We start from the raw sequence: 21918 nt of genomic DNA on the forward strand, positions 1-21918 counted from the left end.
TCCGCTCATGCGCTGGCTACCGCCAGTCCGAACCGGTCGGCCATCAGGCTGTCGTCGGGAATGCCGGTCTTCAGCGATTGCGCCGCGCGGCACACCAGCACGCGCGCGTCGGCCACGCTGATGTCCTCCGGCACGCGCTGGCCGTCGGTGGTGTAGTCCAGCGCCAGCCGGCGCCGGATCAGCACCGACAGCGCGCCGCCCAGGTTGGGCGCTTCGTCGAGCTTGGTCAGGATGCAGGCCTGCGGCTGCAGCGGCAGGTAGGCGCGCACGGCGTCGTCCAGCGACTGTGCATGCGTGTTCGCCGCCAGCACCAGGGTGGCGCGCAGTTCATTGGCCTGGGCCAGGGTGTCCAGCTGCTGGTTGAGCCGCGGATCGTGGCTGGCCACGCCGGCGGTGTCGATCAGCACGGTGTGGCGATCGCGCAGCAGCTCCAGCACCTTGCGCAGGCTGTCGCCGTCGTAGGCCGGGTAGACGCGCACGCCGAGCAGGCGGCCGTAGTGTTCCAGTTGCGCGGCCGCGCCGATGCGGTAGTGGTCGGTGCTGACCAGGGCGACCTGGTCGGCGCCGTGGCGCATCACCGCGCGGGCGGCGAGCTTGGCGATGGTGGTGGTCTTGCCCACGCCGGTGGGACCGACCAGGGCGGTGACCATCGGCGCATCGTCGGCCAGCGCGCGGCCGCTCACCGCCAGGCGGCGGCTGAGCATGCCCAGCGGCAGGTAGCGCGCCTGCTCGGCATTGATCTGCTCGGGCAGGTCGTCGACCAGCAAACGCGCCACGTCGGGCTCGATGCCGATGCGGGTCATCTCGCGCAGCACCCGCGCGCGCAGCGGCTGGCGCCGCTCCAGGTCGTTCCAGGCGAGGCTGGACAACTGCACTTCCAGCATCTCGCGCATGCTGCCCAGCTCGTTGCGCAGGCGCGCCGTGTCCTGCGCGGCACGTTCCATCAGCGGCGCGGCCGCGGCACGCGCGGCGACCGGCGCGGCAGGCGTCGGCTCGACGCGCGGACGACGCGGCGGCGGCGGTGCCACCGCGGCACGAGGCGCGGGCGCCTCCGCAACCGGCGCGCGCGTCGCCGGCGCCGCGACCGGCGGCTGGCTGTTCGCCGCCGGCAACGGCGGTGGCGGCTCGGCCGGCGCACGCGCGCCCCCCTGGCGCGAAGCCTCGCGCATCAGCGCTTCGTCGTAATCCAGCGCCGCGATGATCTCGATGCCCTCGGCAATCCGCCGCGTCGACAGGATCACCGCCTCGTCGCCCTGCTCCTCGCGCACCTCGCGCATCGCCTGGCGCATGTCGGGGGCTACGTAACGTTTGATTTTCATGGGTGCTCGCTTCGCTCGCGGGAATAGGGAATGGGGAATAGGGAATCGGCAGAAGCAGCCGCGTCGCGCTCGACAGCACGCGGCCTTCGCGATTTCCCATTCCCGATTTCAGTTTCGTGTGCGCGCATTTCCTATTCCCTATTCCCTATTCCCTATTCCCTATTCCCTATTCCCTATTCCCTATTCCCTATTCCCTATTCCCTATTCCCTATTCCCTATTCCCTATTCCCTATTCCCTATTCCCGGCGTTGGGGCGCTAGCGCCCCAGCGCTTGTACCAATCGCACCCGACGGTTGTCGGGCACCTCGTTGTAGGCCAGTACGTGCAGGTTCTGTGCCACATGGCGGGTGAAGCGCGCGAGCCATGGCCGCAGCGGTGGCGCAACCAGCAATACCGCGGGTTCGCCGCTCATTTCCTGGCGTCGCGCGGCATCGGCCACGCTCTGCTGCAGGCGGTCGGCCAGGCCCGGTTCCACCGCGGCTCCGGCCACGCCGCCGCCGGAAAGCGAGCCGAGCAGGATCTGTTCGAGCTCCGGCGCCAGCGTGATCACCGGCACCTCGGTACCCAGCCCGGTGATCTCCTGCACGATCTGCCGGCCCAGCGCGACGCGCACGGCGGCGGTCAGAACGCCGGGATCCTGACTCTGCCCGGCGTGCTCCGCCAAGGATTCGACGATGCTGCGCATGTTGCGGATCGGCACCCGCTCGGCCAGCAGGTTCTGCAGCACCTTGACCACCACGCCCAGCGACAGCCGCTTGGGCACCAGGTCCTCGACCAGCTTCGGCGCGTTGGCGGCGAGCCGGTCCAGCAGTTGCTGCACGTCCTGGTGGCTGAGCAGTTCGTGCGCGTGGCCCTGCAGGATGTGCGACAGATGCGTGGCGATCACCGTGGCCGGGTCGACCACGGTATAGCCGTAGCTTTGCGCCAGCTCGCGCTGGCCGCTCTCGATCCACACCGCCTCCAGCCCGAATGCCGGGTCCTGCGTGGCGATGCCCTGCAAGGTGCCGTGCACCTGGCCCGGATTGATCGCCATCAGGCGGTCGTTGTGCACCTCGGCCTCGCCCATCGGCACGCCCATCAGGGTGATGCGGTAGGTGTTGGGGCCGAGGTCCAGGTTGTCGCGGATATGCACCGCCGGCACCAGGAAACCGAGTTCCTGCGACAGCTTGCGGCGCACCGACTTGATCCGCCCCATCAGCTCGCCGCCCTGGTGGGTGTCGACCAGCGGGATCAGCCGGTAGCCCACTTCCAGGCCCAGCGGATCGACGCTGGCCACGTCCTCCCAGCCCAGCTCCAGCCGCTCGGTCGGTGCGGCCGCCACCGGCGCCTCGGCTACCGACTCGGCCAGCCGCTCGCGCGTCTCGCGCTCGCGCCTGAACAGCAGCCAGGCGATGCCGCCGCAGATGCCGCCCAGCAGCAGGAAGGCCACGTTCGGCATGCCCGGGATCACGCCCATCACGCCCAGCACCACCGCGGCCACCGCCAGCGCGCGCGGCTGGCCGAACACCTGGCCGATCACCTGCTTGCCCATGTCCTGCGATTTGGACACGCGCGTGACGATCACCGCCGCGGCCACCGACAGCAGCAGCGCCGGCACCTGCGCCACCAGGCCATCGCCGATGGTGAGCAAGGTGTAGGTGCGCGCCGCCTCGCTGGCGGACAGGCCGTGCTGCATCACGCCGACGAAGAACCCGCCGACGATGTTGATGAACAGGATCAGGATGCCGGCGGTGGCGTCGCCGCGCACGAACTTCGAGGCGCCGTCCATCGAGCCGTAGAAGTCCGCCTCCTCGCGCACTTCCTGGCGCCGCTCGCGCGCCTGCTCCTGGGTCAGCAGGCCGGCGTTGAGGTCGGCGTCGATCGCCATCTGCTTGCCGGGCATGGCGTCCAGGGTGAACCGCGCGGTCACCTCCGATACGCGGGTGGCGCCCTTGGTGATCACCACGAAGTTGATCACCACGATGATGGCGAATACCACCAGGCCCACGGCGAAATTGCCGCCGATGACGAACTCGCCGAATGCCTCGATCACCTTGCCGGCGGCGCCGGGGCCGTCGTGGCCGTGCAGCAGCACCACGCGGGTGGAGGCGATGTTGAGCGCCAGCCGCAGCAAGGTGGCCATCAGCACCACGGTGGGGAACGCGGCGAACTCCAGCGGCCGCATCACGTAGACCACGGCCAGCAAAATCACCAGCGACAAGGCGATGTTGAAGCTGAACAGGATATCCAGCAAAAACGGCGGCATCGGCAGCATCAGCATGCCCAGCATCGCCAGCACGATCACCGGCGCGCCAACACCCCGTCGCGCGAGGTGTCTGAAATTGCCCAGTACGTCTGCACCCGTCATCGTTTTGACTCGTCACGCATCGCGGTAGGGGCCCATCAGGTCAGGATCGACCTCGGGGTTGGGTGCGGCCGGCGGGCTCTCGCCCTGCGCCGCGGCTTGCTTGAGCTGGTAGACCCAGGCAAGCACCTGGGCCACCGCGACAAACAGCGAAGCGGGGATTTCGCGACCCAGTTCAGTCGTTGCATACAAGGCGCGTGCCAACGGCGGCGCTTCCACCACCGGGATGCGGTGGCTGGCCGCCACCAGGCGGATCTGCGCGGCCAGCACGTCGACGCCCTTGGCGATCACCCGCGGCGCGCCCATGCGGCCATCGTCGTAGCGCAGCGCCACCGCGAAGTGGGTGGGATTGACCACCAGCACGTCGGCGCGGGGCAGGTCCTCCATCATGCGGCGGCGCGCCTGCGCCTGCTGCACCTGGCGGATGCGCCCCTTCATCTCGGGGTTGCCCTCGCTCTCCTTCATCTCGTCCTTGATCTCCTGCTTGGTCATGCGCAGGTTCTTGGCGTGGTCGAACTTCTGGTACAGCGCATCGATCGCACCGATCAGCGCCAGGATCACGCCGAACCACAACGCGGCACGCCCGAGCAGCCCGATCGACTGCGCGATGCCGGCCGCCACCGAGCCGCGCCCGGTGGCCTGCAGTTCGCCCTGCCAGTGCTGCAGCACCAGCGCCAGCACGCCACCGATGAACAACAGCTTGAGCAGTGCCTTGCCCAGTTCCACCAGGCCGCGCAGCGCGAAGATCTTGCCCAGCCCCTTGATCGGGTCGAGTCGCTCGAACTTCGGTTGCAGCGCCTCGGTGCTGAAGTTCAACCCGCCCAGCAGCAGCGGCCCGGCCAGCGCGGCCAGCAAGGTGGCGATGGCCACCGGCGCGAACAGCAGCAGCGCCTCGTGCATCGCCGCGTGCAGCGCACTGCCGGCCAGCGCGTCGGTGAACAGCGCATCGCGCGAGTAGCCCAGGCCCAACGCAAAGATGCGCCGCGCATGCTCCAGGCCGCTCTGCCCGCTGCCCATCAGCGCCGCCACGCCGGCCAGCACCACCAGCGCGCCGGACAGGTCGCGCGATCGCGGAACCTCGCCCTTCTCGCGCGATTCGCGAAGTTTCTTTTCTGTCGGTTGTTCGGTTTTTTCCTGGTCGCTGTCGTCGGACATGGCGTCAGCTCCCCATCAATTCGCGCATCAGCGACCAGGCATCACCCTGCAACGCCTGGAACGCGCCGGGCAGGCTGCGCAGCGACAACCACAAGGCGATGAAGCCCAGCGACACGGTGATCGGAAAGCCCACCGCAAACAGGTTCATCGACGGCGCCGCGCGGCTGATCGCGGCAAAGCCGATGTTCACCACCAGCAGCGACGTCATCGCCGGCAAGGCCACCCGCACCGCACCGGCAAACAGCTCCGTGCCGAACGCCACCACCGCATGCAACGCATTGGCGCTGACCGCCGGCGTACCCGGCGGCAAGGCATGGAAGCTGTCGGCCAGCAGCGCGATCAACTGCAAATGGCCGTCCATCACCAGGAACAGCAAGGTCACCAGCAACAGGTAGAACTGGCTCAGCACGGTGGACTGCCCGGCGCCCGGGCTGACCACCTGGGCAAAACCAAGGCTCATGCTCTGTGCCACCAGCTCGCCGCCGAACGACACGGCCTCGAACACCAGCTTCAGCACGAAACCCACCATCGCACCGATCACCACCTGCCCCGCCAGCGTGGCCACGCCCGCGCCGCTCAATGGATCGATCGTGGTCGGCGCCAGCGGTGCCAGCACCAGCGAGAGCACCACCACCACGCCCACGCGGATGCGCGCCGGGATCACCGTGGAGCTGAACACCGGCGCCACCAGGCACAGCCCGCTGACCCGCCCCAGCGACCAGAACAGGCTGCCCAGCCACGCCGGGAGCTGCGCCAGATCCAGCGCAGTCATCTGATCGCGCCCGGCAGGCTCTCGATCAGCTGCGTGGTGAACTGCACCAGCAGGCGCAGCATCCACGGCCCCGCCACCAGCGCCACCAGCGCCATCGCGATCAGCTTGGGGATGAAGCTGAGCGTCATCTCGTTGATCTGCGTCGCCGCCTGGATCACGCCGATGAGCAGGCCCACCGCCAGCGCGGTGAGCAGCAGCGGCGCGGCCACCAGCATCGCCACGTAGAGCGCATGCTGGCCGAGTTCCATGATGGATTCGGGGGTCATGGGCGGGGTCCTGCGGTGTGGTTCGCCGAGAGCGGGGTTCGCTTTGCCCCTGTAGGAACGCACTCTGTGCGCGATGCTCTTGCTCGCGGCACATTCGGAGCGAAGAGCGGTCGATCGCCTTCGGCGACCGAGTCACTTTTCTCTTGCGTGGCCAAGAGAAAAGTAACCAAAAGAGAAGGCCACCCCGCTTGGCGCTTGCCGCCCATCCATGGGCGGCAAGTCCGTGAGCCGGGGCCGGGCTTTTCGACCGGACTCCTGTCCGGGCGAAAAGGCATCGGCATCCCTGCCGATGCCCGCTGCGCGGCCTGTCGACCCCGACTCACCGCCGCACAGGGGCCCCGGCAGAGCAGCGGGCCATCGTGGCCCGCACTATTCAGAACGGCCAGATCAAAATCAAAGCCGTGGCGAACCGGCACTCTGCTCTGGCTCTGGCTCTTGCTTTTCAGCTTTATCACGGAGTGCGGGCCACGACGGCCCGCTGCTCTACCCGGGGCCCCTCTGCAGCGGCGGGCGGATGAAGGAAAGCCCGCAGGGTGGCCGGCAAGGATGCCGGCCAGTTTGGCGTCAGGGCAGGATGCCCTGTCGACAAACCCCGTAAGCCGCCCGCGAACCTTGTGGGCAGGATGCCCACAAGGCGCGAAAGCGGGGTGGCCTTTCTCTTTGGTTACTTTCTCTTTGGCCACGCAAAGAGAAAGTGACTCGGTCGCCGTAGGCGATCGACCGCTCTTGACCTTGATTGCACCCGCGCCAAGAGCAAGAGCATCGCGCACAGGGTGCGCTCCTACATGGCCTCGAGCGAGGGAGCAAAAGAGCGTGGTCGCGTGCACGCTCACGTGAAAAAACTCCCCGCCAGCGTGCCCAGCAACAACGTCCACCCGTCCACCAGCACGAACAGCATGATCTTGAATGGCAGCGAGATGATCATCGGAGAGACCATCATCATGCCCATCGACATCAGCACGCTGGCCACCACCAGGTCGATGATGAGGAACGGGATGAACAGCAGGAAGCCCATCTGGAACGCGGTCTTCAGCTCGCTGGTGAGGAACGCCGGCATCGCCACCTTGAACGGCACGTCGGCCTTGCTGGCATAGGGCTTCTCCTTGGCCAGGCGGGTGAACAGCTGCAGGTCGGCGTCGCGGGTCTGCTCGAGCATGAAATGCTTGAACGGTGCGGAGGCCGCCGGCAGTGCCTGCTCGGCGGTGATCTGGCCGTCCATGTAGGGCTTGATGCCGTCGTCGTAGGCGCGGGTGAGCACGGGCGACATCACGAACAGGGTGAGGAACAGCGCCAGCCCCAGCAGCACCTGGTTGGGCGGCGTGGACTGCGTGCCAAGCGCCTGGCGCAGGAAGCCGAGCACGATGATGATGCGGGTGAACGAGGTCATCATCAGCGCGATCGCCGGCAGCAGCGTCAGCGCCGTCATCAGCGCCAGCATCTGCAGCGACAGCGTCCAGCTCTGGCTGCCGTCGGCGGCCGGTTGCACGTTCACCAGCGGAATGCCCGGCGTGGCCGCCAGGGTGGCCAGCGGCAACAGCAGCAGCGCGCCGCCGATGATCCAGTGCCGCGCGCTCACGAGCGCACCTTCAGTCGCGCCAGCAGATCGCCGAACACGGGTTTGAGCGGCTCGTTCGATGCCGCCGGAACGATGTCGCGCGGCGCCTCGCTGTCGTAGACATGCAGGGTGCGCATGCCACCGGGGCCGGTGCCGATCAACAGCCGCTTGCCGTCCGCGTCCAGCAGCAGCAGGCGCTCGCGCGCGCCCACGGCGAACGATTCCACGCAGCGGATGCGCCGCCCGCCGCCGCCCGGCCGACGCTGCAACCGACGCGTGACCCAACCGGCGACGAGAATCATCGCGATGATCGCCACCAGGCTGACGATCACCCGCAACAGTTCGCCGCCCACGTTGATGTCGGCGGCGGGCAACGCTGCCGGCGCCAGGGCCGCGACAATCCGATTCCCGATTGACTCGCCGCATCGGCGGCTCGCCCTGCGGGCCATCGGCTGCGCCGATGTTCGCTCCGGCATCCTGCCTGCGCGATCCGGTTTCACTGTCCTGAGCCTGTCGAAGGGCGAATTCACGGCGCTGTCACCGCAACTTGCGCACGCGCTCGGCGGGGCTGATCACGTCGGTCAGGCGGATGCCGAACTTCTCGTTGATCACCACCACCTCGCCGTGCGCCACCAGGGTGCCGTTGACGAACACGTCCAGCGGTTCGCCCGCGGCGCGGTCCAGTTCCACCACCGAGCCCTGGTTGAGCTGCAGCAGGTTGCGGATGCTGATGCGGGTGCGGCCGACTTCCATCGCCAGGGTCACCGGCACGTCGAGGATCATGTCGAGGTTGACGTCGCCGCCATCGGCCGCAGCCCCGTGCAGGGCATCGAATTGAACGCGCTCGCCGGCATCGGCGAAGGCATCTGCAGACTGGTTCATGAGAGGTTCTTCCGGGTGGAGGGATCGGTGGCTGCCTGTCGCTCGCGACGACCGGCCGGGACATGGAAACGCACGGCGTTGCGGCCGTTGGACTGGCCGTAGCGGCCGCGGAAAACCGGCACGTCCTCGGCATACACGGTGGTCAGCTCGGGCAGCTGCACGGGGATCACGTCGCCGGGGCGCAAGTGCAGGAACTGGCCCAGACTCAGCTGCGCCTCCAGCAGCAGCGAGCTCACGTCGACCTCGGCGTCGAGCACTTCCTCGCGCAGCATCTCGGCGAAGCGGTCGTCGCCATCCATGCGGTCGCTCTGCACGCCGGCGTCGAGCAGGGTGCGGATCGGTTCGACCATCGCGTAGGGCATGGTCAGGTGGACTTCGCCGCCGCCGCCGTCCAGTTCGACGTGGAAGCGCGACACCACCACCGTCTCGGTGGGACTGACGATGTTGGCGAACTGCGGGTTGATCTCCGAGTTGAGGTACTCGAAGTTGAGCGCCAGCACCGGCGCCCACGCCTCGGCCATCGCACCGAACAGCTCGGCGAGCATGATCTGGATCACGCGATTCTCGGTCGCAGTGAAGTCGCGGCCCTCGATGCGCGCGTGGAAGCGGCCGTCGCCGCCGAAGAAATTGTCGATCACGGTGAACACCAGGCGCGGCTCGAACACCACCAGCGCGTTGCCGCGCAGCGGCTTGATGCGCACCATGTTCAAGTTGCTGGGCAGCGCCAGGCCGTGCACGTACTCGGCGAACTTCACCATCTTCACGCCCAGCACCGAGACCTCGCAGGTCTTGCGCAGCACGCCGAACAGCGCGGTGCGGAAGAACCGCGCGAAGCGGTCGTTGACCATCTCCAGCGTGGGCAGGCGGCCGCGCACGATGCGGTCCTGCTGGGTAAAGTCGTAGCTGATCACCGCATCCGGCGGCAGCGGTTCGTCGCTGCCGGTGGCCACCGTGCCGCCGGTGACGCCATCCATCAGCGCATCGATTTCGTCCTGGGAAAGCAGGTCGCTCATGGCCGTGGCTCCCGCCTACTGGATCACGAAGCTGGTGAAATACAGCGCGTCGATGCCCGGCCGGCCGAGCCGCTTGCCGACCACCTTGCGCACCTCGGCCAGCGCGTCGGCCTGCAGCTTCTCGCGGCCGGCGGTCTCGCTGACCGTCTCGAACTTCTGGCTGCTGAACAGCGAAACCAGCCCGTCACGCAGGATCGGGTCGACGTCCTTGGCCACCGTGATGGCCTGCTGGTCGTGCGCCATCAGGGTCACGCCCACCTGCAGGTAACGCAGCGCATCGCCATCGCGCAGGGTGACCACGAACGCCGGGTCCATCGCCAGGAAAATCTCCGGCTTGTTCGCCTCCGCCTTCGCCTGCTTGTCCGACCCGGCGCGATGCGATTGCCAGTAGTAGCCGCCGCCGGCCAGCGCGACGAGCAGCACCGCCACGATTCCGATCAGCAAGGGCGAACGCCGGCTCGGTACCAGCTCTTCGTCTTCCACTACCTCGGGTGCTTCGTCGTCGCTCATGGAGAATCTCGTGTGGGGATCGGGGCTGCCGTCGCCGGCTTGCGAGATGGAAAGCAATCCGCGTGCCATCACAAATACATGTTTTTATTCATGCATTTGCGTGGGTTTCAGGCGTGGGCGGCGCTTTCTTGACGCGTGCCGGAGCGGTGGCGCGGCGCCATCCCGACAGCGCGCCCGCGGCGGGCGAATGACGTTCCTGCAAGACGCCATTCCCCACAGGTCGGGTGCCGCCCGCCGGCTCTTCTTCGCGCCGGGACGAGGAAGCGGCGGGCAGTGCCCGCTCCAGGCAGCACGCCTGTTCGCGGATCGGGGTTCAGGCGAAGGCGTCGACGAGCCCGAGCTGGGTCAGCGGGACGGTCTGGCCGGGGCCGGTGACTTCGTCGATGGCGGCAATCTCGTCGCCCTGTCCGCGATGGCCGGCCTGGCCGCCGCGATCGTGCTGGCCCACGTCGGCGTGGCCGAGCGACAAGCCGTGGCGAGCGAGCATCTGGTCGAGCTGGGGCAGAGCCTGCTGCACGGCGATGACGGCGCCGGGATGCTGGGCCTGCAAGACCACGTCGACACGGTTGTGCTGCACGCTGATCTTCAGGTCGAGCGAACCCAGCTCTTCCGGATGCAGGCGGATGCGCGCCTGCTTGACGTCATGGCCGACGAACCAGGCCAGCTGCTGGCCCAGCTCCTGCGCGAAGGCGTGTGCAGGGGCCACCGGCACCGGCGCGGCAGTCGGCGCCACTGTCGCCGCGGTGTGGGTGATGACGGGCGCCGCGCCGGGGGCGGGGTCGAGTCGCACCGTTTCGCGGGTGGCGTCCGGGTCGAGCTTCAGCAGTTCGGCGGCAGGGACGGTGGTGGTCGCGGCCATGACGGCGGGGTCGACGGCAGGCGCGGCGGGCGCGGCGCTTGCTCCGGCCTGGCCGAGCGCGGCAAGCCCGGCCTGTGCGGCGGCCAGCCGTGCCGCCGTGGCGTCGACGATGCCGGTCGCGACGCTGCCGGCAGGTGCGGCGGGATGGACTGGCGCGGGAGCGATCAAGGCAAGCATCGCTTCGACCAGGGCAGTGGCGCCCGTATCGGTGTCGTCGTCCTTGCCACCGGCGGGTTCGACGGTGGCCACGTCGGCAATCGCCTTGGGCGGTGGCGGTGGCGGCGGCGCCGCGACCGGCAGCGTGGGAGCGGTGGCGTCGGCAGCCGGCGGCGGCGTGACAGCGTCGCGCGATGTATCCAGGCGAGCGGCGGCGGACGACAGCTGCGCGTCCGGCCCCTTCGGCGAGGGATCGTCGCGACGGTCGCGCCCCGGGTCCGGGCCGCGCTGCGGGCGCGCATCGTGCGCATCGCGGGCGGGGGAACCGCCCTGCCCGCGCGCGTCCTGCAAGCGCTGGTGGAACGGTGCCGTGCCCGGCGACTCCGGCGTACCCGTGTTCGCAGCCGTCTTCGCGGCGACCGTGGAAGCGGACAACGATCCGACGTGGGTGGCAGTCATGGCATGAAGGCTCCTGGCGGGACAACACGGCCGCGCGGAGACGCAGGCACGTGGCCGAGGCGGGATCGGCGGGCGCGACGCATCACGGCCGCCGGTGCTGGAAACGTTCGTCGAGCTCGGCCTGCTCGCGGCGTTCCTCGGCGCGGCGTTCGTTCTCGACGTGATGGGCGACCACGCTGTCCAGCGCGCTCTCGCGGGCGTGGCTGTGGGTCCAGTCCGCGCGCACCAGCTCCAGCTGGCGCTGCTGGCGGGCGACCTCGGCCACCTGCTGGGTGATCGCCTGGTCGATGCGCTGCACGAAGGCCTGCCGGTTGAGCATGGCGCTGACGCTGGAGGCGGCGTCGCCGCCGTTGGCGTATTCGTCGCGATAGCGATGCAGTTCGCTCAGCTGGTGTTCGGCGCGCGCCAGCTGCTGCTGCTGCGCGGCGAAACGGGCCAGCGCATCCTCGCTGCGCTGGCGGGCCTGGTCCACGGCCGGCTGCAATCGTTCGGCGCGGGAACTCATTCATGCACCTGTTCGGCCAGCACGGCCAGGCGTTCGATGGCCTGGTCGAGGGTGATTGGTTCGTCCACTTCCTGCTGCAGGAACGCACGCAGCTGCGGCCACATCTCGATGGCCTGGTCCACCTGCGGGTCGGAGCCCTTCTGGTAGGCACCCACCGCGATCAGGTCGCGTTGCTGGCGATAGGCGGAATAGACCTGGCGGAAGCGCTGCGCGCTGCGCATGTGCTCGCGCGTGGCGACCGCCGGCATCACGCGACTGATCGAGGCCTCGATGTCGATGGCCGGGTAATGGCCGGCTTCGGCGAGGTCGCGCGAGAGCACGATATGGCCGTCCAGGATCGCGCGCGCCGCATCGGCGATCGGGTCGTGGCGATAGTCGTCGCCCTCGGTGAGCACGGTGTAGAACGCGGTGATCGAACCCTTGCCGTCGGCATCGTTGCCGGCACGCTCGACCAGCGCCGGCATCATCGCGAACACCGACGGCGGATAACCCTTGGTCGCCGGTGGCTCGCCGATCGCCAGCGCGATCTCGCGCTGCGCCTGGGCGTAGCGGGTGAGCGAATCCATCAGCAGCAGCACGCGCTGGCCGCGGTCGCGGAACCACTCGGCGATCGCCGTGGCGTACTGCGCGCCGCGCAGGCGCTTGAGCGGCGGCGCGTCGGCGGGCGCGGCAACGATCACCGCGCGGCGGCGGCCTTCCTCGCCCAGCGTGTGTTCGACGAACTCCTTCACTTCGCGGCCGCGTTCGCCGATCAGCCCCACCACCACCACGTCGGCGTTGGTGTATTTGGTCATCATGCCGAGCAGGGTGGACTTGCCCACGCCGGAGCCGGCGAACAGGCCCAGGCGCTGGCCACGGCCGACGGTAAGCAGCGCATTGATCGCGCGCACGCCGGTGTCCAGCGGCGTGTCGATCGGCTTGCGCGCCATCGGGTTGATCGGCTCGGCCTTGAGCGCGGCCTGCTCGTCCGATTCCAGCGGACCGTGCCCGTCCAGCGGCACGCCGTCGGCGCCGATCACGCGGCCGAGCAGGCCCGCGCCCACCGGCAGGCCGCCGCTGCGCGCGCACGGGCGTACCCGCGCATTCGGCAACACGCCGTGCATGTCGCCCACCGGCATCAGCAGCAGGCGCTCGTCGGCGAAGCCGACCACTTCGGTATCCAGCGTGGCGCCGTCGGCGGTGTCGACCAGGCAACGCGCGCCCAGCGCGGCCTCGCAACCCTCGGCCTCCAGGGTGAGGCCGACCACCCGGCGCAGGCTGCCCTCGACCACCAGCGTGCGCGCGGTCTCGGCGAGACTGCGCCGCCGTGCCAGCTTCTGCTGCCACGTCTGGCGGCGTGCGGCGATGGCGGATTCAGGCGTCATGGACGGGAACGAGGAGTGAGGAGTGAGTGGTGGGAAGTGAGAGACGGTTGTCGCCATCGGATGGCGTCGGTGATCCTGCCGTCATCCCGGCGAAAGCCGGGACCCAGCGCCTTTCCGGTGCTTCGGAGACGCTGGGTTCCAGCTTTCGCTGGAACGACGAAAGGGAGTTTCCGGCGGGGCGCGGGGGGCGGTGACGGGAGACAGGACTCATGCATCGCCCTCCCCTGCTTCAACAATCTCGTCACCGGCGTCGTCGCCGAGCACGGCATCGACCACCGCGGCCAGGCGGGCATCCACCCGCGCATCCAGCCGCGAGCGCTCGCTTTCCAGGCGGCAGTCGCCGCGCGCCAGGGCGGGATCGGCGAGCAGTTGCCAGTGGCTTTCGACCGCGCCGAGGTCATGCAGCAGGGCCAGGTCGTCCGGGTGCACGTGCACGCGCAGCTCGCGGGCGGCGGCGGGCAGCGCGGTCGCGGCCTGGCGCACGGCTTGCACGATCAGCTCGGGGGAGAGTTTCAATTCGCGCACGATGACCCGGCGCGCGATCACCGTGGCCAGCCGCGCCAGTTCCTTCTCGACCTGTTCGTCGAGCGACTGCAGCGGACGGGCGACGGCGTCGCACAGCGCGGCGAGTCGGGCCAGCTGCTCGCGCACCTGTTGCTGGCCGGCAGCCAGCCCTTCGGCGTGGCCGCTGGTGAAGCCTTCCGCCCGCGCCTGCTGGTGCAGCGCCTCCAGCTCGCGCACGGTCGGTTGCGGGGCCGGCGGATCGGTCGCGCGGCGATGCGGGTGATCGTTGCCGACCTCGGGCAGTTCCCAGCGCCGGAAGTCCTGTGCCGCGTGGTGGAACACGGCGACCATCAGACGAACTCATCCCCGCCGCCGGCGAGGCTGAGCTGGCCGGCGTCGGACAGCTTGCGGGCGATGCCGAGCACTTCCTTCTGCGCCGCGTCGACTTCGCTCAGGCGCACCGGGCCCTTCACTTCGAGGTCGTCGCGCATCATGTCGGCGGCGCGCTTGGACATGTTGGCGAAGATCTTTTCGCGGATCTCCGGCTCGGCGCCCTTCAGCGCGGTGACCAGGGTGGCCGAGGGCACTTCGCGCAGCAGCACCTGCATGCCGCGGTCGTCCAGCTCCACCAGATCCTCGAACACGAACATCAGGTCTTCGATCTTCTCGCCCAGCGTTTCGTCCTGGCTGCGGATGGCCGACATCAGCTCGGCCTCGCGGCTGCCTTCCATCGCGTTGAGGATGTCGGCGGCAGCCTTCAGCCCGCCGACGCTGGCGGACTTGAGTTTCTTGGAGCCGCCGGAGAACTGGCGCTCCATGATTTCGTCCAGCTCGTTCAGCGCATGCGGCTGCACGCCGTCGAGCGTGGCGATGCGCATCACCGCGTCGGAACGCACGCGCGGCGGCAGGTAGCCGATCACCTCGGCGGCCTGGTCCGGTTCCAGGTGCGCCAGCACCAGCGCGATGATCTGCGGGTGCTCCTGGTTGATCATCTCGGCGATGGCGCGGCTTTCCATCCACTTGAGCGATTCCAGGCCCTTGCTGGAACGCCCGAGCAGGATGCGGTCGATCAGGCCGCCGGCCTTGGTCTCGCCCAGCGCGTTGACCAGGATCTTGCGGATGTATTCCTCGGTGCCCACGCCGAGCGAGGTCTGCCGCCCGATGTCCTCGTCTAGCTTGTCCAGCGCCTTGGTCACGTGTTCGCGGCTGACACTGGTCAGCGCGGCCATCGCGGTGCCGATGGTCTGCACGTCGCGGGCGCTGAGGTGCTTGAGCACCTCGGCGGCGTCCTGCTCGCCCAGAGTCAGCAGCAGGATCGCCGCACGCTGGGCACCGGTGATCGGCGCGTCATGTTGGTTAGTTGCCATCTTCGCTTACCCAGTTCCTCACGACCTGCGCCACTTGCCTGGAGTTTTCGCCGACCAGGCGGCGAGCCTGGCCGATGCGTTGTTCGTACTCGAGCGCGGGCGTGGCACCGGCAAGCCGCGCCGGTTGGCCATCGGCCTCCGGCTCATCGGCCACGCGTACCGAAATCTGCGGCCTCGGCGCGGGCAGCGCCTTGGCATTGGACGTGCCGCGCGTCACGCCGCGCAGCAGCGGGCGCAGCAGGCCGAACGCCACCAGCAAGGCGATCAGCACGCCGATGCCCTGCTTGATCAGATCCATCGCGCCGGGGCGCTCCCACAGCGGCGGCTCGGGCAGCGCCTCGGGCGCCACCGGGCGCTGGAACGGCTGGTTCACCACGCTCACGCTGTCGCCGCGCGCGGCGTCGAAGCCCACCGCGTTCTTGGTCAGTTCGGTCAGCCGCTCCAGCTCCTGCGCGGTGAACGGCACGCCGGCGGGAGCCGCACCGGCGGCGCTGCCGGCGGTGGCCGGCCCCTTGTCGGCGAGCTTGTTGTCCAGCACCACGGCCACGGTGAGCCGGGCCAGTCGTCCGGCCGGGTCGCTGATGTGGCTGATGGTGCGATCGAGTTCGAAGTTGCGCGTGGCGCTGCTGGACACGTCGCCGCTGGCCACCGTGGCGCTGGATGCGGCGGCGGACGGGTTCGCCTTGCCGGCATCGGGGTTGGCCGCGGTGGGCTGCGCCACCAGGCTGGGCGGCTGGTTGCTCAGTGCGCCGGGGATGCCGCCGCCCGCGGCACCGCCGCCGCGCCGCTCGCTGCTGGTCTGCTCGCTGCGCAGCGCCGGGTGATCGTGGCCGTAGGTTTCGGTGGCCTTTTCCGACTGGCTGAAATCGAGATCCGCATACACCTGCGCGCGCACGCGGCCGGGGCCGACCAGCGGGGTGAGCAGCTCCTCGATGCGCTGCGCGTAGGTGTTCTCGATGCGCGTGGCCATGCGCAGGCGATCGTCGCCGACGGCGGCCGGGCTGCTCGGATCGGTGGTCAGCAACTGGCCCTGCTGATCGACCACCGACACCTCCCGCGCGTCGAGCCCGGGCACGCTGGAGGCGACCAGGTGCACGATCGCGGCGACCTGGCCGGCATCGAGCTGGCGGCCGGGATAGAGCGTGACCAGCACCGAGGCGCTGGCTTCGCGGTTGTCGCGGATGAACGCCGACGGCTTGGCCATCGCCAGGTGCACGCGCGCGGCGCGCACCGACTGCAGGCCGCCGATGGTGGCGCTGAGATCGCTCTCCAGCATCTGCTGGTAGCGGGTGCGTTCGGCCAGGTCGCTCATGCCGAACGGCGAATCGGACGCCGGCATCACGCTGCTGGTGGCGCTGCCGCGCGGCAGGCCCTTGCTGGCCAGCTTCAGGCGCAGGCCGGCCAGGTCGGCGGCCGGTGCCATGATCGAGGAGCCGTCCGCACTCAACTGGAACGGCGTGTTGCCCGCCTGCAGCTCCTGCGCCACCGCGGCGGCGTCCTTCTGGTCGAGCCCGGCATACAGCAGGCCGTAGTTCGGCCCGCGCGACCACAGCACCACCGCCACGCCCAGCGCCACCGCCGCAGCGATCGCCACCAGCAGCAGCATCTGGCGCGCAGCCGGGCTGCGGGCGATCTGCTTGAAGGGGTCCGGTCGCGCCGCGTCGTTGTCGCGGGCTGCGATGGCGTTGTCGGCCATGGTGTTGCTCGTGTGGGGTAAGCGGGGTCAGCGAAGCGCCGGGATCAGACCGGCATGTTCATGATTTCCTTGTACGCATCGACCATCTTGTTGCGCACCTCGACCATCGTGCGCAGCGAGAGATCGGCCTTCTGCACCGCGATCATGGTGCGGCCCAGGTCCGCGCCCGGATCGCCGCGCTCGAAACTGGCAGCCATGCGACCGGCCTCCATCTGGCTGCGCCCCACCGCCGACACCGACTCCTTCAACACCGACGAAAAGTCCGGCTGTCCCGCCACCGGCACGGCCTTGGCCACTGCCGCCGGCGCGCGCACCTGCGCCGTCATCTGGCGCATCTGTGAAAGCAGGTTGTTGACGTCGATCGTGCTCATCGCGGTGCGTCCTCATGACGTATTCCCGACGCGTGGCGGGGTTTCGAGGTGGTGTTGCAGGAGGCGTGCCAGTGGGGGTGGGAATAGGGAATAGGGAATCGCAAGTGCAAAAGCTGCTGCGTCCGCCTTCGAGTTTTCCTATTCCCTATTCCCTATTCCCTATTCCCTATTCCCTATTCCCTATTCCCTATTCCCTATTCCCTATTCCCTGTTCCCTGCCCTCAGGCGGCCAGGCTGCTCTGCAGCCCGTACTTGCGCAGTTTTTCGACCAGGGTGGTGCGTTGCATGTGAAGCAGGCGGGCGGCGTGGGCGACGACGCCGCCAGTGGCGTCCAGTGCCTGGCGGATCAGGCCGACTTCGATGTCGGCAAGGTGATCCTTCAGGTCGAGGCCTTCTTCCGGCAGCAGGCGTTCGGATTCGCTGGCCGGTTGCAGCGCAATGCCGGCGATCGCGTGATCTTCGCTCATCATCGCCAGCGCCGTGGCGCCGTGTTCGTCGCCGACCAGCGTGGCGCCGCGGTATTTCGCCGGCAGGTCGCTGCTGCGCACTTCGCCGTGCGGGAACAGGATCGCCATGCGCTCGACCAGGTTGGACAGCTCGCGCACGTTGCCCGGCCAGGCGTAGGCACGCAGCGACTGCATCGCGCCGGTGCTGAAGCGCACCACGCCCAGGCCGCGGCGCGCGCCGCGCAGGTTGAACTCGGCGATCAGGGTGGTCAGGTCGTCCAGCCGCTCGCGCAGGGACGGCAGCTCCAGCGGGAACACGCTGAGGCGGTAATAGAGATCCTCGCGGAAACGATCCTCGGCGATCGCCTGCTCCAGGTTGCGATGGGTGGCGGCGATGATCCGCACGTCGCAGTGCAGCGTCTTGTTGCCGCCGACGCGCTCGTAGGCGCGCTCCTGCAGCACGCGCAGCAGCTTCACCTGCATCGGCAGGCTCATGTCGCCGATCTCGTCGAGGAACAGGGTGCCGCCCTCGGCCATCTCGAAGCGGCCCTTGCGCGCACTGATCGCGCCGGTGAAGGCGCCCTTCTCGTGGCCGAACAGCTCGCTTTCCAGCAGCTCGGGCGGGATCGCGCCGCAGTTGATCGCCACGAACGGCTTGCCGCGGCGCGGGGAATGTTCATGGATCGCGCGGGCGACCATCTCCTTGCCGGTGCCCGATTCGCCCAGCACCAGCACGTTGGAGTCGAACGGCGCCACCTGGCGGATCAGCCCGTTGACCCGCACCATCGGCGCGGAGTCGCCGACGAAGCGCAGCCCGCCGGAACGCCCGCCGAGCAGACGCGCATAGACATTGCGCAGCGCCTCGGTGAGCTTTTCATAGCTGAGCGGGAACGACAGCGTGGCTACGCGACCGGCGAACGGCGACTTCGCCGCACCCAGGCGCTGCGCCCAGGGCGAGTCTTCGGCCAGCAACACCGGGATGTGGCCAGCGCTGGCACCGAGCAGGGCGAACTGCCGCTCGGCCTCGGCCACGTCGTCGATGCCGCCGACGTAGACCGCGCGCCATGCATGGGAAGACTCGTCGGTGCGCGCGCACTGCGCGCCATGCTGCGGGTGGTAACCAAGGAAGTGGAGCGCCGACATCACCGCATTGACTCGCGCCGCATCGGATTCAATCACCAGAAAATCGAACTGCTGCATCTCTACTCTCCGTCTTGCATCGTTGGTTGACCCAACTTCCGGCATGGCCGTTTTTCGTCACCGCCAGCGAGTCGTCGCCGGGCTGATGAACCGGTTGCAACAAGGAGGCCAGTTTCTGGCGCACGGGGCGCCGACAAAATGACGCAGATCGGCCACCCGCTCCGTGAAAATTTCCAGAGCCGGTTCGAGCTGTCGCATGTAAACGTTTGATGCCGCACGTTTGCGCCGGCATTCGTCTGCGATCGTGCGGGGTCGGCGGAGCTCGGCGGGGCGCGAAAACGCTGACAGCGCGTGAGGGTTTTCCTGCACGCGAGTTCTCAATAGTGTGAACTGGGTCTCGCGACGCCGACGGCGCATCCGCGCCCGCGGCGCCGGGGGTCGGCGAACTCAACCGGGAAGCTGGCGCGCTTCTGCCACTTTGCGTCGGTGATGACGAAAAACGAGGCGCTCAATTGCGTCACTTTGCGCGTCGCTCAGCGAGGTGAAAGCGACAAAGGTTCGACCATCGTCGAATTGCTTTTCGCGCAACGCCGGCAACTCCAGCGGAAGGCTGCGGCAATGCTCGAAACGCAGGCCCAGCAGCACTGCGTCGCCCGGCAACGCGACGTCCGCAGCGAGCACCGCGCCACGTGCGTTGAAGCGCACCAGGCGCTGTGCCGGCAGCGTGCCGGGCGGCACCAGCAGGCGGTTGACGATGTCCACCAGCGCGGTGAGCTTGGCATCCATGCGGCGCATTTCCTGCACCAGCGGATTGTCGTCGTCGGGCGTCTCGACACGGCGTTCTTCCAGCGCCGCGATCGCCGCCAGCGCATTGCCGTTGCGCTCGGCCAGCGCCAGCGCCAGCGCCTGCGGCATCGGCCAGGCCAGCGGCTCGATCGCCACGTGCAGCAGTTCCTCGACGCTGACCCGCTGCTCGAACTCGTTCCAGCTGGCGTTGTTCATCGTGCGGCTCCCGGATATCGGCTGTCGGCCTTGGCGGCAAGGCCTGCATGGCGCGGGCCATCTGCCGTGCATGATGACATCGCCGGGCGATTCAGGCCTGCGCGTAGGCCGCGATGGCCTGGGCCCGGTCACGCTCGCGCTGCCACTGGTGGGCGAGCGCATCGCGTGCCGTCACCAGCAGGGCCTGCAGTTGGCGATCGCAGGCGAGGATCTGGCCGAGCTGGGCCTGGGTGGCCGCGTCGGGGTGGTGCTGGCGATGCACCAGCGGGGCGCGCGCTTCTTCCAGCTGCAGCAGTTGCTGCCAATCTTCCGCGCGCGCGGCGGCGAGCATCGCGCGGGTAATCACCAACGCGCTGGTCAACGCCGAGTTGTCCTCGAAAGTTGACGGCGACATGGTTCAGGCGCCTGCCACGCGACCGACGGGGGCGGGTGCCGGCGACGGGCCGATCTGCACCCAGCTGTCGCGCACCTGCTGCAACAGCCGGCTGACCTCGTCGATGATGCCGGCGTCGTCGCGCAGGTTGGCCTGCAGCAGGCGCCGGCTCATGTATTCGTAGAGCGAATCGAGGCGGTCGACCAGGGTCGGGTCGGCCTTGCGGTCGAGCGCATCGCGCAAGCCACCGAGGATCTCGATGCAGCGGCTGATGGTTTCGCCCTTGGGCCCCGTCTCGCCGCGCATCATGTGCGCGCGGGCCTTGACCAGGCGCTCCAGTGCGCCATCCATCAACAACGTGATCAGGCCGTGCTTGTCGGCCGACTCCACGCCGCCGTGCGAACGAACCTGTTGGTAGGCGCCTGCGCCGTAACCGAATCCCATGATCGTCTCCTGCCCTTACTTCTTGTTGATGTTGTTCAACGCGTCGAACTGCTGCTGCAGGTAGCTGCTGGTGCTGTTGAGCTTGCTCATCAACGTGTCCAGCGCGGTGAACTGCGCCTGGTAGCGCGCGGTGAGGTCGGCCATGCGGCTGTCCAGCGTGGCTTGCTGGTCCTTCAACGCGCTCAGCTGCTGGCTGATGCTGCTGGTGCGGCCGGCCAGCGTGCCGTTCGGACCGACCCACTGGTCGAGCTGGCCGTTCAACTGTGCGGCCAGGCCGGTATCGCCGCCGAACAGCTGGCTGGCGAGCTTGCCGCCGTCGCTCATCGCCTGGGTCAGCTTGCCGTTGTCCAGCTTCAGCGTGCCGTCCACCTGCAGCGAGATGCCCAGCGCGGCCAGCGAGGTGCCGTTGGCCACGCCGCCCACCAGCCGCGAGAGCGTGCTGTTGATGCCGTTGATGGTGGCGTCGCCGATCATGGCGCCGGCCGTGCCACTGGTAGCGTCGTACTTGGTGAGGTTCTGGTAGATCCCCACGAAACTGTTGTAGGTATTGACCAGGTTGCTCAGCGCGCTGCTGCCCTTGCTGGGGTCGTTGGCCACGGTCAGCGTGGTCTGGCCCGAAGCGACCAGGCTGAGGGTCAGGCCGTCGATGGCGCCGCTGACGCTGTTGCCGGCGCCGTGGCCGGCTACGCCGTCGATGCTGTACTGGGCATCCTGTGCGGCGGTGATGACGGTCAGCGCGTTGCCGCTGCCGGCGGCCGCGTCGTAGTCGAGTGCGGCCAGGCCGCCGTCGCCGCCGCTGCTGCTCACCACGAAACCGTTGGCCGCGCCGGTGCGGGTACCGCTGAGCACCAGGTGCGCGCCATCGGTGCCGGTGACGATGGTGGCGCTGATGCCGGGGTTGTCGCTGGCCTTGTTGATGGCGTCGCGAACCTGGGCCAGCGAGTTGTTGCTGTCGGTGAGATCCAGGCTCATCGACTGGCCATCCACCGCGAGGGTGAGCGTGCCGGTGCCCACCTTGGCGCTGCTGTCGGCGAACGCGCCGGAGGAGGCCTTGAGTGCGGTGGCCAGCTGGGTGACGTCGATCTTGTAGCTACCGCTGACCGGGGAGCCGGAGGCCGTGGCCCCGAGGACGTCGGTGTCGGCGGAGTTCACCGTGCGCGCGTTGAAGGCGCTGCCGTCGGTGATCGAGGCCATGGCCGATTGCAGCGCGGAGAGCGCGGCGCCGACCTGGCCCAGGCCGGACAACTGGGTGTTGGCCAGGGCGGCCTGGTTGGTGATCTGGTTCTGCTGCGGCGCCTTCTTGGCGGCCACCAGCTTGTCCACCAACGTGGCGACATCCAGGCCGGAACCCACGCCCATGGAGGTAAGCAAACCCGTGGTGGGTGTGGTCGAACCTACCGTGATAGCCATGGACGT

22 protein-coding genes are annotated in these 21918 nt (G+C 68.7%); all 22 read right to left on the reverse strand.

The genetic code is table 11. From position 1 onward, the window contains the following. Nucleotides 1-5: 5 nt before the first annotated feature. Nucleotides 6-1319 (reverse strand): flagellar biosynthesis protein FlhF, encoded by a 1314-nt coding sequence (gene flhF, locus ACVCMB_RS07375; RefSeq protein WP_447106529.1) that lies wholly within the window; start codon nucleotides 1317-1319, stop codon nucleotides 6-8. 256 nt (nucleotides 1320-1575) lie between these two features. Beyond that, nucleotides 1576-3666, reverse strand: a complete 2091-nt coding sequence (gene flhA, locus ACVCMB_RS07380) for a flagellar biosynthesis protein FlhA (RefSeq protein ID WP_447106530.1) — start codon at nucleotides 3664-3666, stop codon at nucleotides 1576-1578. Nucleotides 3667-3678: 12 nt separating this feature from the next. Further along, nucleotides 3679-4818, reverse strand: coding sequence for a flagellar biosynthesis protein FlhB (gene flhB / locus ACVCMB_RS07385; protein ID WP_395119808.1), 1140 nt, complete (start codon nucleotides 4816-4818; stop codon nucleotides 3679-3681). Nucleotides 4819-4822: 4 nt separating this feature from the next. Next, the gene (fliR, locus tag ACVCMB_RS07390) at nucleotides 4823-5590 is read right to left on the reverse strand and encodes a flagellar biosynthetic protein FliR (RefSeq protein ID WP_395119809.1); all 768 of its coding nucleotides are present in this window, start codon (nucleotides 5588-5590) and stop codon (nucleotides 4823-4825) included. After that, nucleotides 5587-5856, reverse strand: coding sequence for a flagellar biosynthesis protein FliQ (gene fliQ, locus ACVCMB_RS07395; protein WP_395119810.1), 270 nt, complete (start codon nucleotides 5854-5856; stop codon nucleotides 5587-5589). Before fliQ ends, fliR begins: the two co-directional genes overlap by 4 nt. Nucleotides 5857-6685: 829 nt before the next feature. Then, nucleotides 6686-7414, reverse strand: a complete 729-nt coding sequence (fliP, locus tag ACVCMB_RS07400) for a flagellar type III secretion system pore protein FliP (protein ID WP_447107147.1) — start codon at nucleotides 7412-7414, stop codon at nucleotides 6686-6688. Between the two features lie 14 nt (nucleotides 7415-7428). After that, nucleotides 7429-7941: a FliO/MopB family protein gene (locus ACVCMB_RS07405; protein ID WP_447106531.1), complete on the reverse strand. Its 513-nt coding sequence runs from the start codon at nucleotides 7939-7941 to the stop codon at nucleotides 7429-7431. Nucleotides 7942-7948: 7 nt separating this feature from the next. Further along, complete coding sequence (gene fliN / locus ACVCMB_RS07410) at nucleotides 7949-8293, reverse strand: flagellar motor switch protein FliN (RefSeq protein ID WP_395119812.1); 345 nt, start codon at nucleotides 8291-8293, stop codon at nucleotides 7949-7951. Continuing rightward, the gene (gene fliM, locus ACVCMB_RS07415) at nucleotides 8290-9306 is read right to left on the reverse strand and encodes a flagellar motor switch protein FliM (protein WP_395119813.1); all 1017 of its coding nucleotides are present in this window, start codon (nucleotides 9304-9306) and stop codon (nucleotides 8290-8292) included. Before fliM ends, fliN begins: the two co-directional genes overlap by 4 nt. A 15-nt stretch (nucleotides 9307-9321) precedes the next feature. Further along, nucleotides 9322-9816 (reverse strand): flagellar basal body-associated FliL family protein, encoded by a 495-nt coding sequence (locus ACVCMB_RS07420; RefSeq protein WP_395119814.1) that lies wholly within the window; start codon nucleotides 9814-9816, stop codon nucleotides 9322-9324. Between the two features lie 313 nt (nucleotides 9817-10129). Beyond that, on the reverse strand, nucleotides 10130-11290 hold the full coding sequence (locus ACVCMB_RS07425) for a flagellar hook-length control protein FliK (protein WP_447106532.1): 1161 nt from the start codon (nucleotides 11288-11290) through the stop codon (nucleotides 10130-10132). An 82-nt stretch (nucleotides 11291-11372) separates the two neighbouring features. Beyond that, nucleotides 11373-11795: a flagellar export protein FliJ gene (gene fliJ, locus ACVCMB_RS07430; protein WP_395119816.1), complete on the reverse strand. Its 423-nt coding sequence runs from the start codon at nucleotides 11793-11795 to the stop codon at nucleotides 11373-11375. After that, entirely contained in the window at nucleotides 11792-13159 is a 1368-nt protein-coding gene (gene fliI, locus ACVCMB_RS07435) for a flagellar protein export ATPase FliI (protein ID WP_447106533.1), read from the reverse strand. Before fliI ends, fliJ begins: the two co-directional genes overlap by 4 nt. Before the next feature lie 207 nt (nucleotides 13160-13366). Continuing rightward, on the reverse strand, nucleotides 13367-14014 hold the full coding sequence (locus ACVCMB_RS07440; RefSeq protein ID WP_447106534.1) for a flagellar assembly protein FliH: 648 nt from the start codon (nucleotides 14012-14014) through the stop codon (nucleotides 13367-13369). Next, nucleotides 14014-15003, reverse strand: coding sequence for a flagellar motor switch protein FliG (fliG, locus tag ACVCMB_RS07445; RefSeq protein WP_395121229.1), 990 nt, complete (start codon nucleotides 15001-15003; stop codon nucleotides 14014-14016). The genes ACVCMB_RS07440 and fliG overlap by 1 nt, the downstream gene beginning before the upstream one ends. Before the next feature lie 16 nt (nucleotides 15004-15019). Next, nucleotides 15020-16726, reverse strand: a complete 1707-nt coding sequence (gene fliF / locus ACVCMB_RS07450) for a flagellar basal-body MS-ring/collar protein FliF (protein WP_395119819.1) — start codon at nucleotides 16724-16726, stop codon at nucleotides 15020-15022. Between the two features lie 44 nt (nucleotides 16727-16770). Continuing rightward, on the reverse strand, nucleotides 16771-17097 hold the full coding sequence (gene fliE / locus ACVCMB_RS07455) for a flagellar hook-basal body complex protein FliE (RefSeq protein ID WP_447099882.1): 327 nt from the start codon (nucleotides 17095-17097) through the stop codon (nucleotides 16771-16773). 221 nt (nucleotides 17098-17318) lie between these two features. Then, nucleotides 17319-18743, reverse strand: coding sequence for a sigma-54 dependent transcriptional regulator (locus ACVCMB_RS07460; RefSeq protein ID WP_447106535.1), 1425 nt, complete (start codon nucleotides 18741-18743; stop codon nucleotides 17319-17321). Between the two features lie 387 nt (nucleotides 18744-19130). Then, nucleotides 19131-19685 carry a PilZ domain-containing protein gene (locus ACVCMB_RS07465; RefSeq protein WP_395119822.1) on the reverse strand — a complete coding sequence of 185 codons (555 nt, stop codon included), beginning with the start codon at nucleotides 19683-19685 and terminating at the stop codon, nucleotides 19131-19133. Nucleotides 19686-19776: 91 nt separating this feature from the next. Further along, nucleotides 19777-20079, reverse strand: a complete 303-nt coding sequence (gene fliT, locus ACVCMB_RS07470; RefSeq protein ID WP_447099879.1) for a flagellar protein FliT — start codon at nucleotides 20077-20079, stop codon at nucleotides 19777-19779. Between the two features lie 3 nt (nucleotides 20080-20082). Beyond that, on the reverse strand, nucleotides 20083-20502 hold the full coding sequence (fliS, locus tag ACVCMB_RS07475; protein ID WP_447106536.1) for a flagellar export chaperone FliS: 420 nt from the start codon (nucleotides 20500-20502) through the stop codon (nucleotides 20083-20085). A 15-nt stretch (nucleotides 20503-20517) separates the two neighbouring features. Next, a complete protein-coding gene (fliD, locus tag ACVCMB_RS07480) occupies nucleotides 20518-21912 on the reverse strand; it encodes a flagellar filament capping protein FliD (protein WP_447106537.1) in 1395 nt (464 codons plus the stop codon). Between the last annotated feature and the right edge of the window lie 6 nt (nucleotides 21913-21918).

It is taken from the genome of Rhodanobacter sp. UC4443_H10 (genome assembly GCF_052978325.1).

What these genes read in the sequence shown, in the direction of transcription:
- flhF (WP_447106529.1), bottom strand. Translation starts at nt 1,319, where the DNA reads ATGAAAATCAAACGTTACGTAGCCCCCGACATGCGCCAGGCGATGCGC.
- flhA (WP_447106530.1), bottom strand. Translation starts at nt 3,666, where the DNA reads ATGACGGGTGCAGACGTACTGGGCAATTTCAGACACCTCGCGCGACGG.
- flhB (WP_395119808.1), bottom strand. Translation starts at nt 4,818, where the DNA reads ATGTCCGACGACAGCGACCAGGAAAAAACCGAACAACCGACAGAAAAG.
- fliR (WP_395119809.1), bottom strand. Translation starts at nt 5,590, where the DNA reads ATGACTGCGCTGGATCTGGCGCAGCTCCCGGCGTGGCTGGGCAGCCTG.
- fliQ (WP_395119810.1), bottom strand. Translation starts at nt 5,856, where the DNA reads ATGACCCCCGAATCCATCATGGAACTCGGCCAGCATGCGCTCTACGTG.
- fliN (WP_395119812.1), bottom strand. Translation starts at nt 8,293, where the DNA reads ATGAACCAGTCTGCAGATGCCTTCGCCGATGCCGGCGAGCGCGTTCAA.
- fliM (WP_395119813.1), bottom strand. Translation starts at nt 9,306, where the DNA reads ATGAGCGACCTGCTTTCCCAGGACGAAATCGATGCGCTGATGGATGGC.
- ACVCMB_RS07420 (WP_395119814.1), bottom strand. Translation starts at nt 9,816, where the DNA reads ATGAGCGACGACGAAGCACCCGAGGTAGTGGAAGACGAAGAGCTGGTA.
- ACVCMB_RS07425 (WP_447106532.1), bottom strand. Translation starts at nt 11,290, where the DNA reads ATGACTGCCACCCACGTCGGATCGTTGTCCGCTTCCACGGTCGCCGCG.
- fliJ (WP_395119816.1), bottom strand. Translation starts at nt 11,795, where the DNA reads ATGAGTTCCCGCGCCGAACGATTGCAGCCGGCCGTGGACCAGGCCCGC.
- fliI (WP_447106533.1), bottom strand. Translation starts at nt 13,159, where the DNA reads ATGACGCCTGAATCCGCCATCGCCGCACGCCGCCAGACGTGGCAGCAG.
- ACVCMB_RS07440 (WP_447106534.1), bottom strand. Translation starts at nt 14,014, where the DNA reads ATGGTCGCCGTGTTCCACCACGCGGCACAGGACTTCCGGCGCTGGGAA.
- fliF (WP_395119819.1), bottom strand. Translation starts at nt 16,726, where the DNA reads ATGGCCGACAACGCCATCGCAGCCCGCGACAACGACGCGGCGCGACCG.
- fliE (WP_447099882.1), bottom strand. Translation starts at nt 17,097, where the DNA reads ATGAGCACGATCGACGTCAACAACCTGCTTTCACAGATGCGCCAGATG.
- ACVCMB_RS07460 (WP_447106535.1), bottom strand. Translation starts at nt 18,743, where the DNA reads ATGCAGCAGTTCGATTTTCTGGTGATTGAATCCGATGCGGCGCGAGTC.
- ACVCMB_RS07465 (WP_395119822.1), bottom strand. Translation starts at nt 19,685, where the DNA reads ATGAACAACGCCAGCTGGAACGAGTTCGAGCAGCGGGTCAGCGTCGAG.
- fliT (WP_447099879.1), bottom strand. Translation starts at nt 20,079, where the DNA reads ATGTCGCCGTCAACTTTCGAGGACAACTCGGCGTTGACCAGCGCGTTG.
- fliS (WP_447106536.1), bottom strand. Translation starts at nt 20,502, where the DNA reads ATGGGATTCGGTTACGGCGCAGGCGCCTACCAACAGGTTCGTTCGCAC.
- fliD (WP_447106537.1), bottom strand. Translation starts at nt 21,912, where the DNA reads ATGGCTATCACGGTAGGTTCGACCACACCCACCACGGGTTTGCTTACC.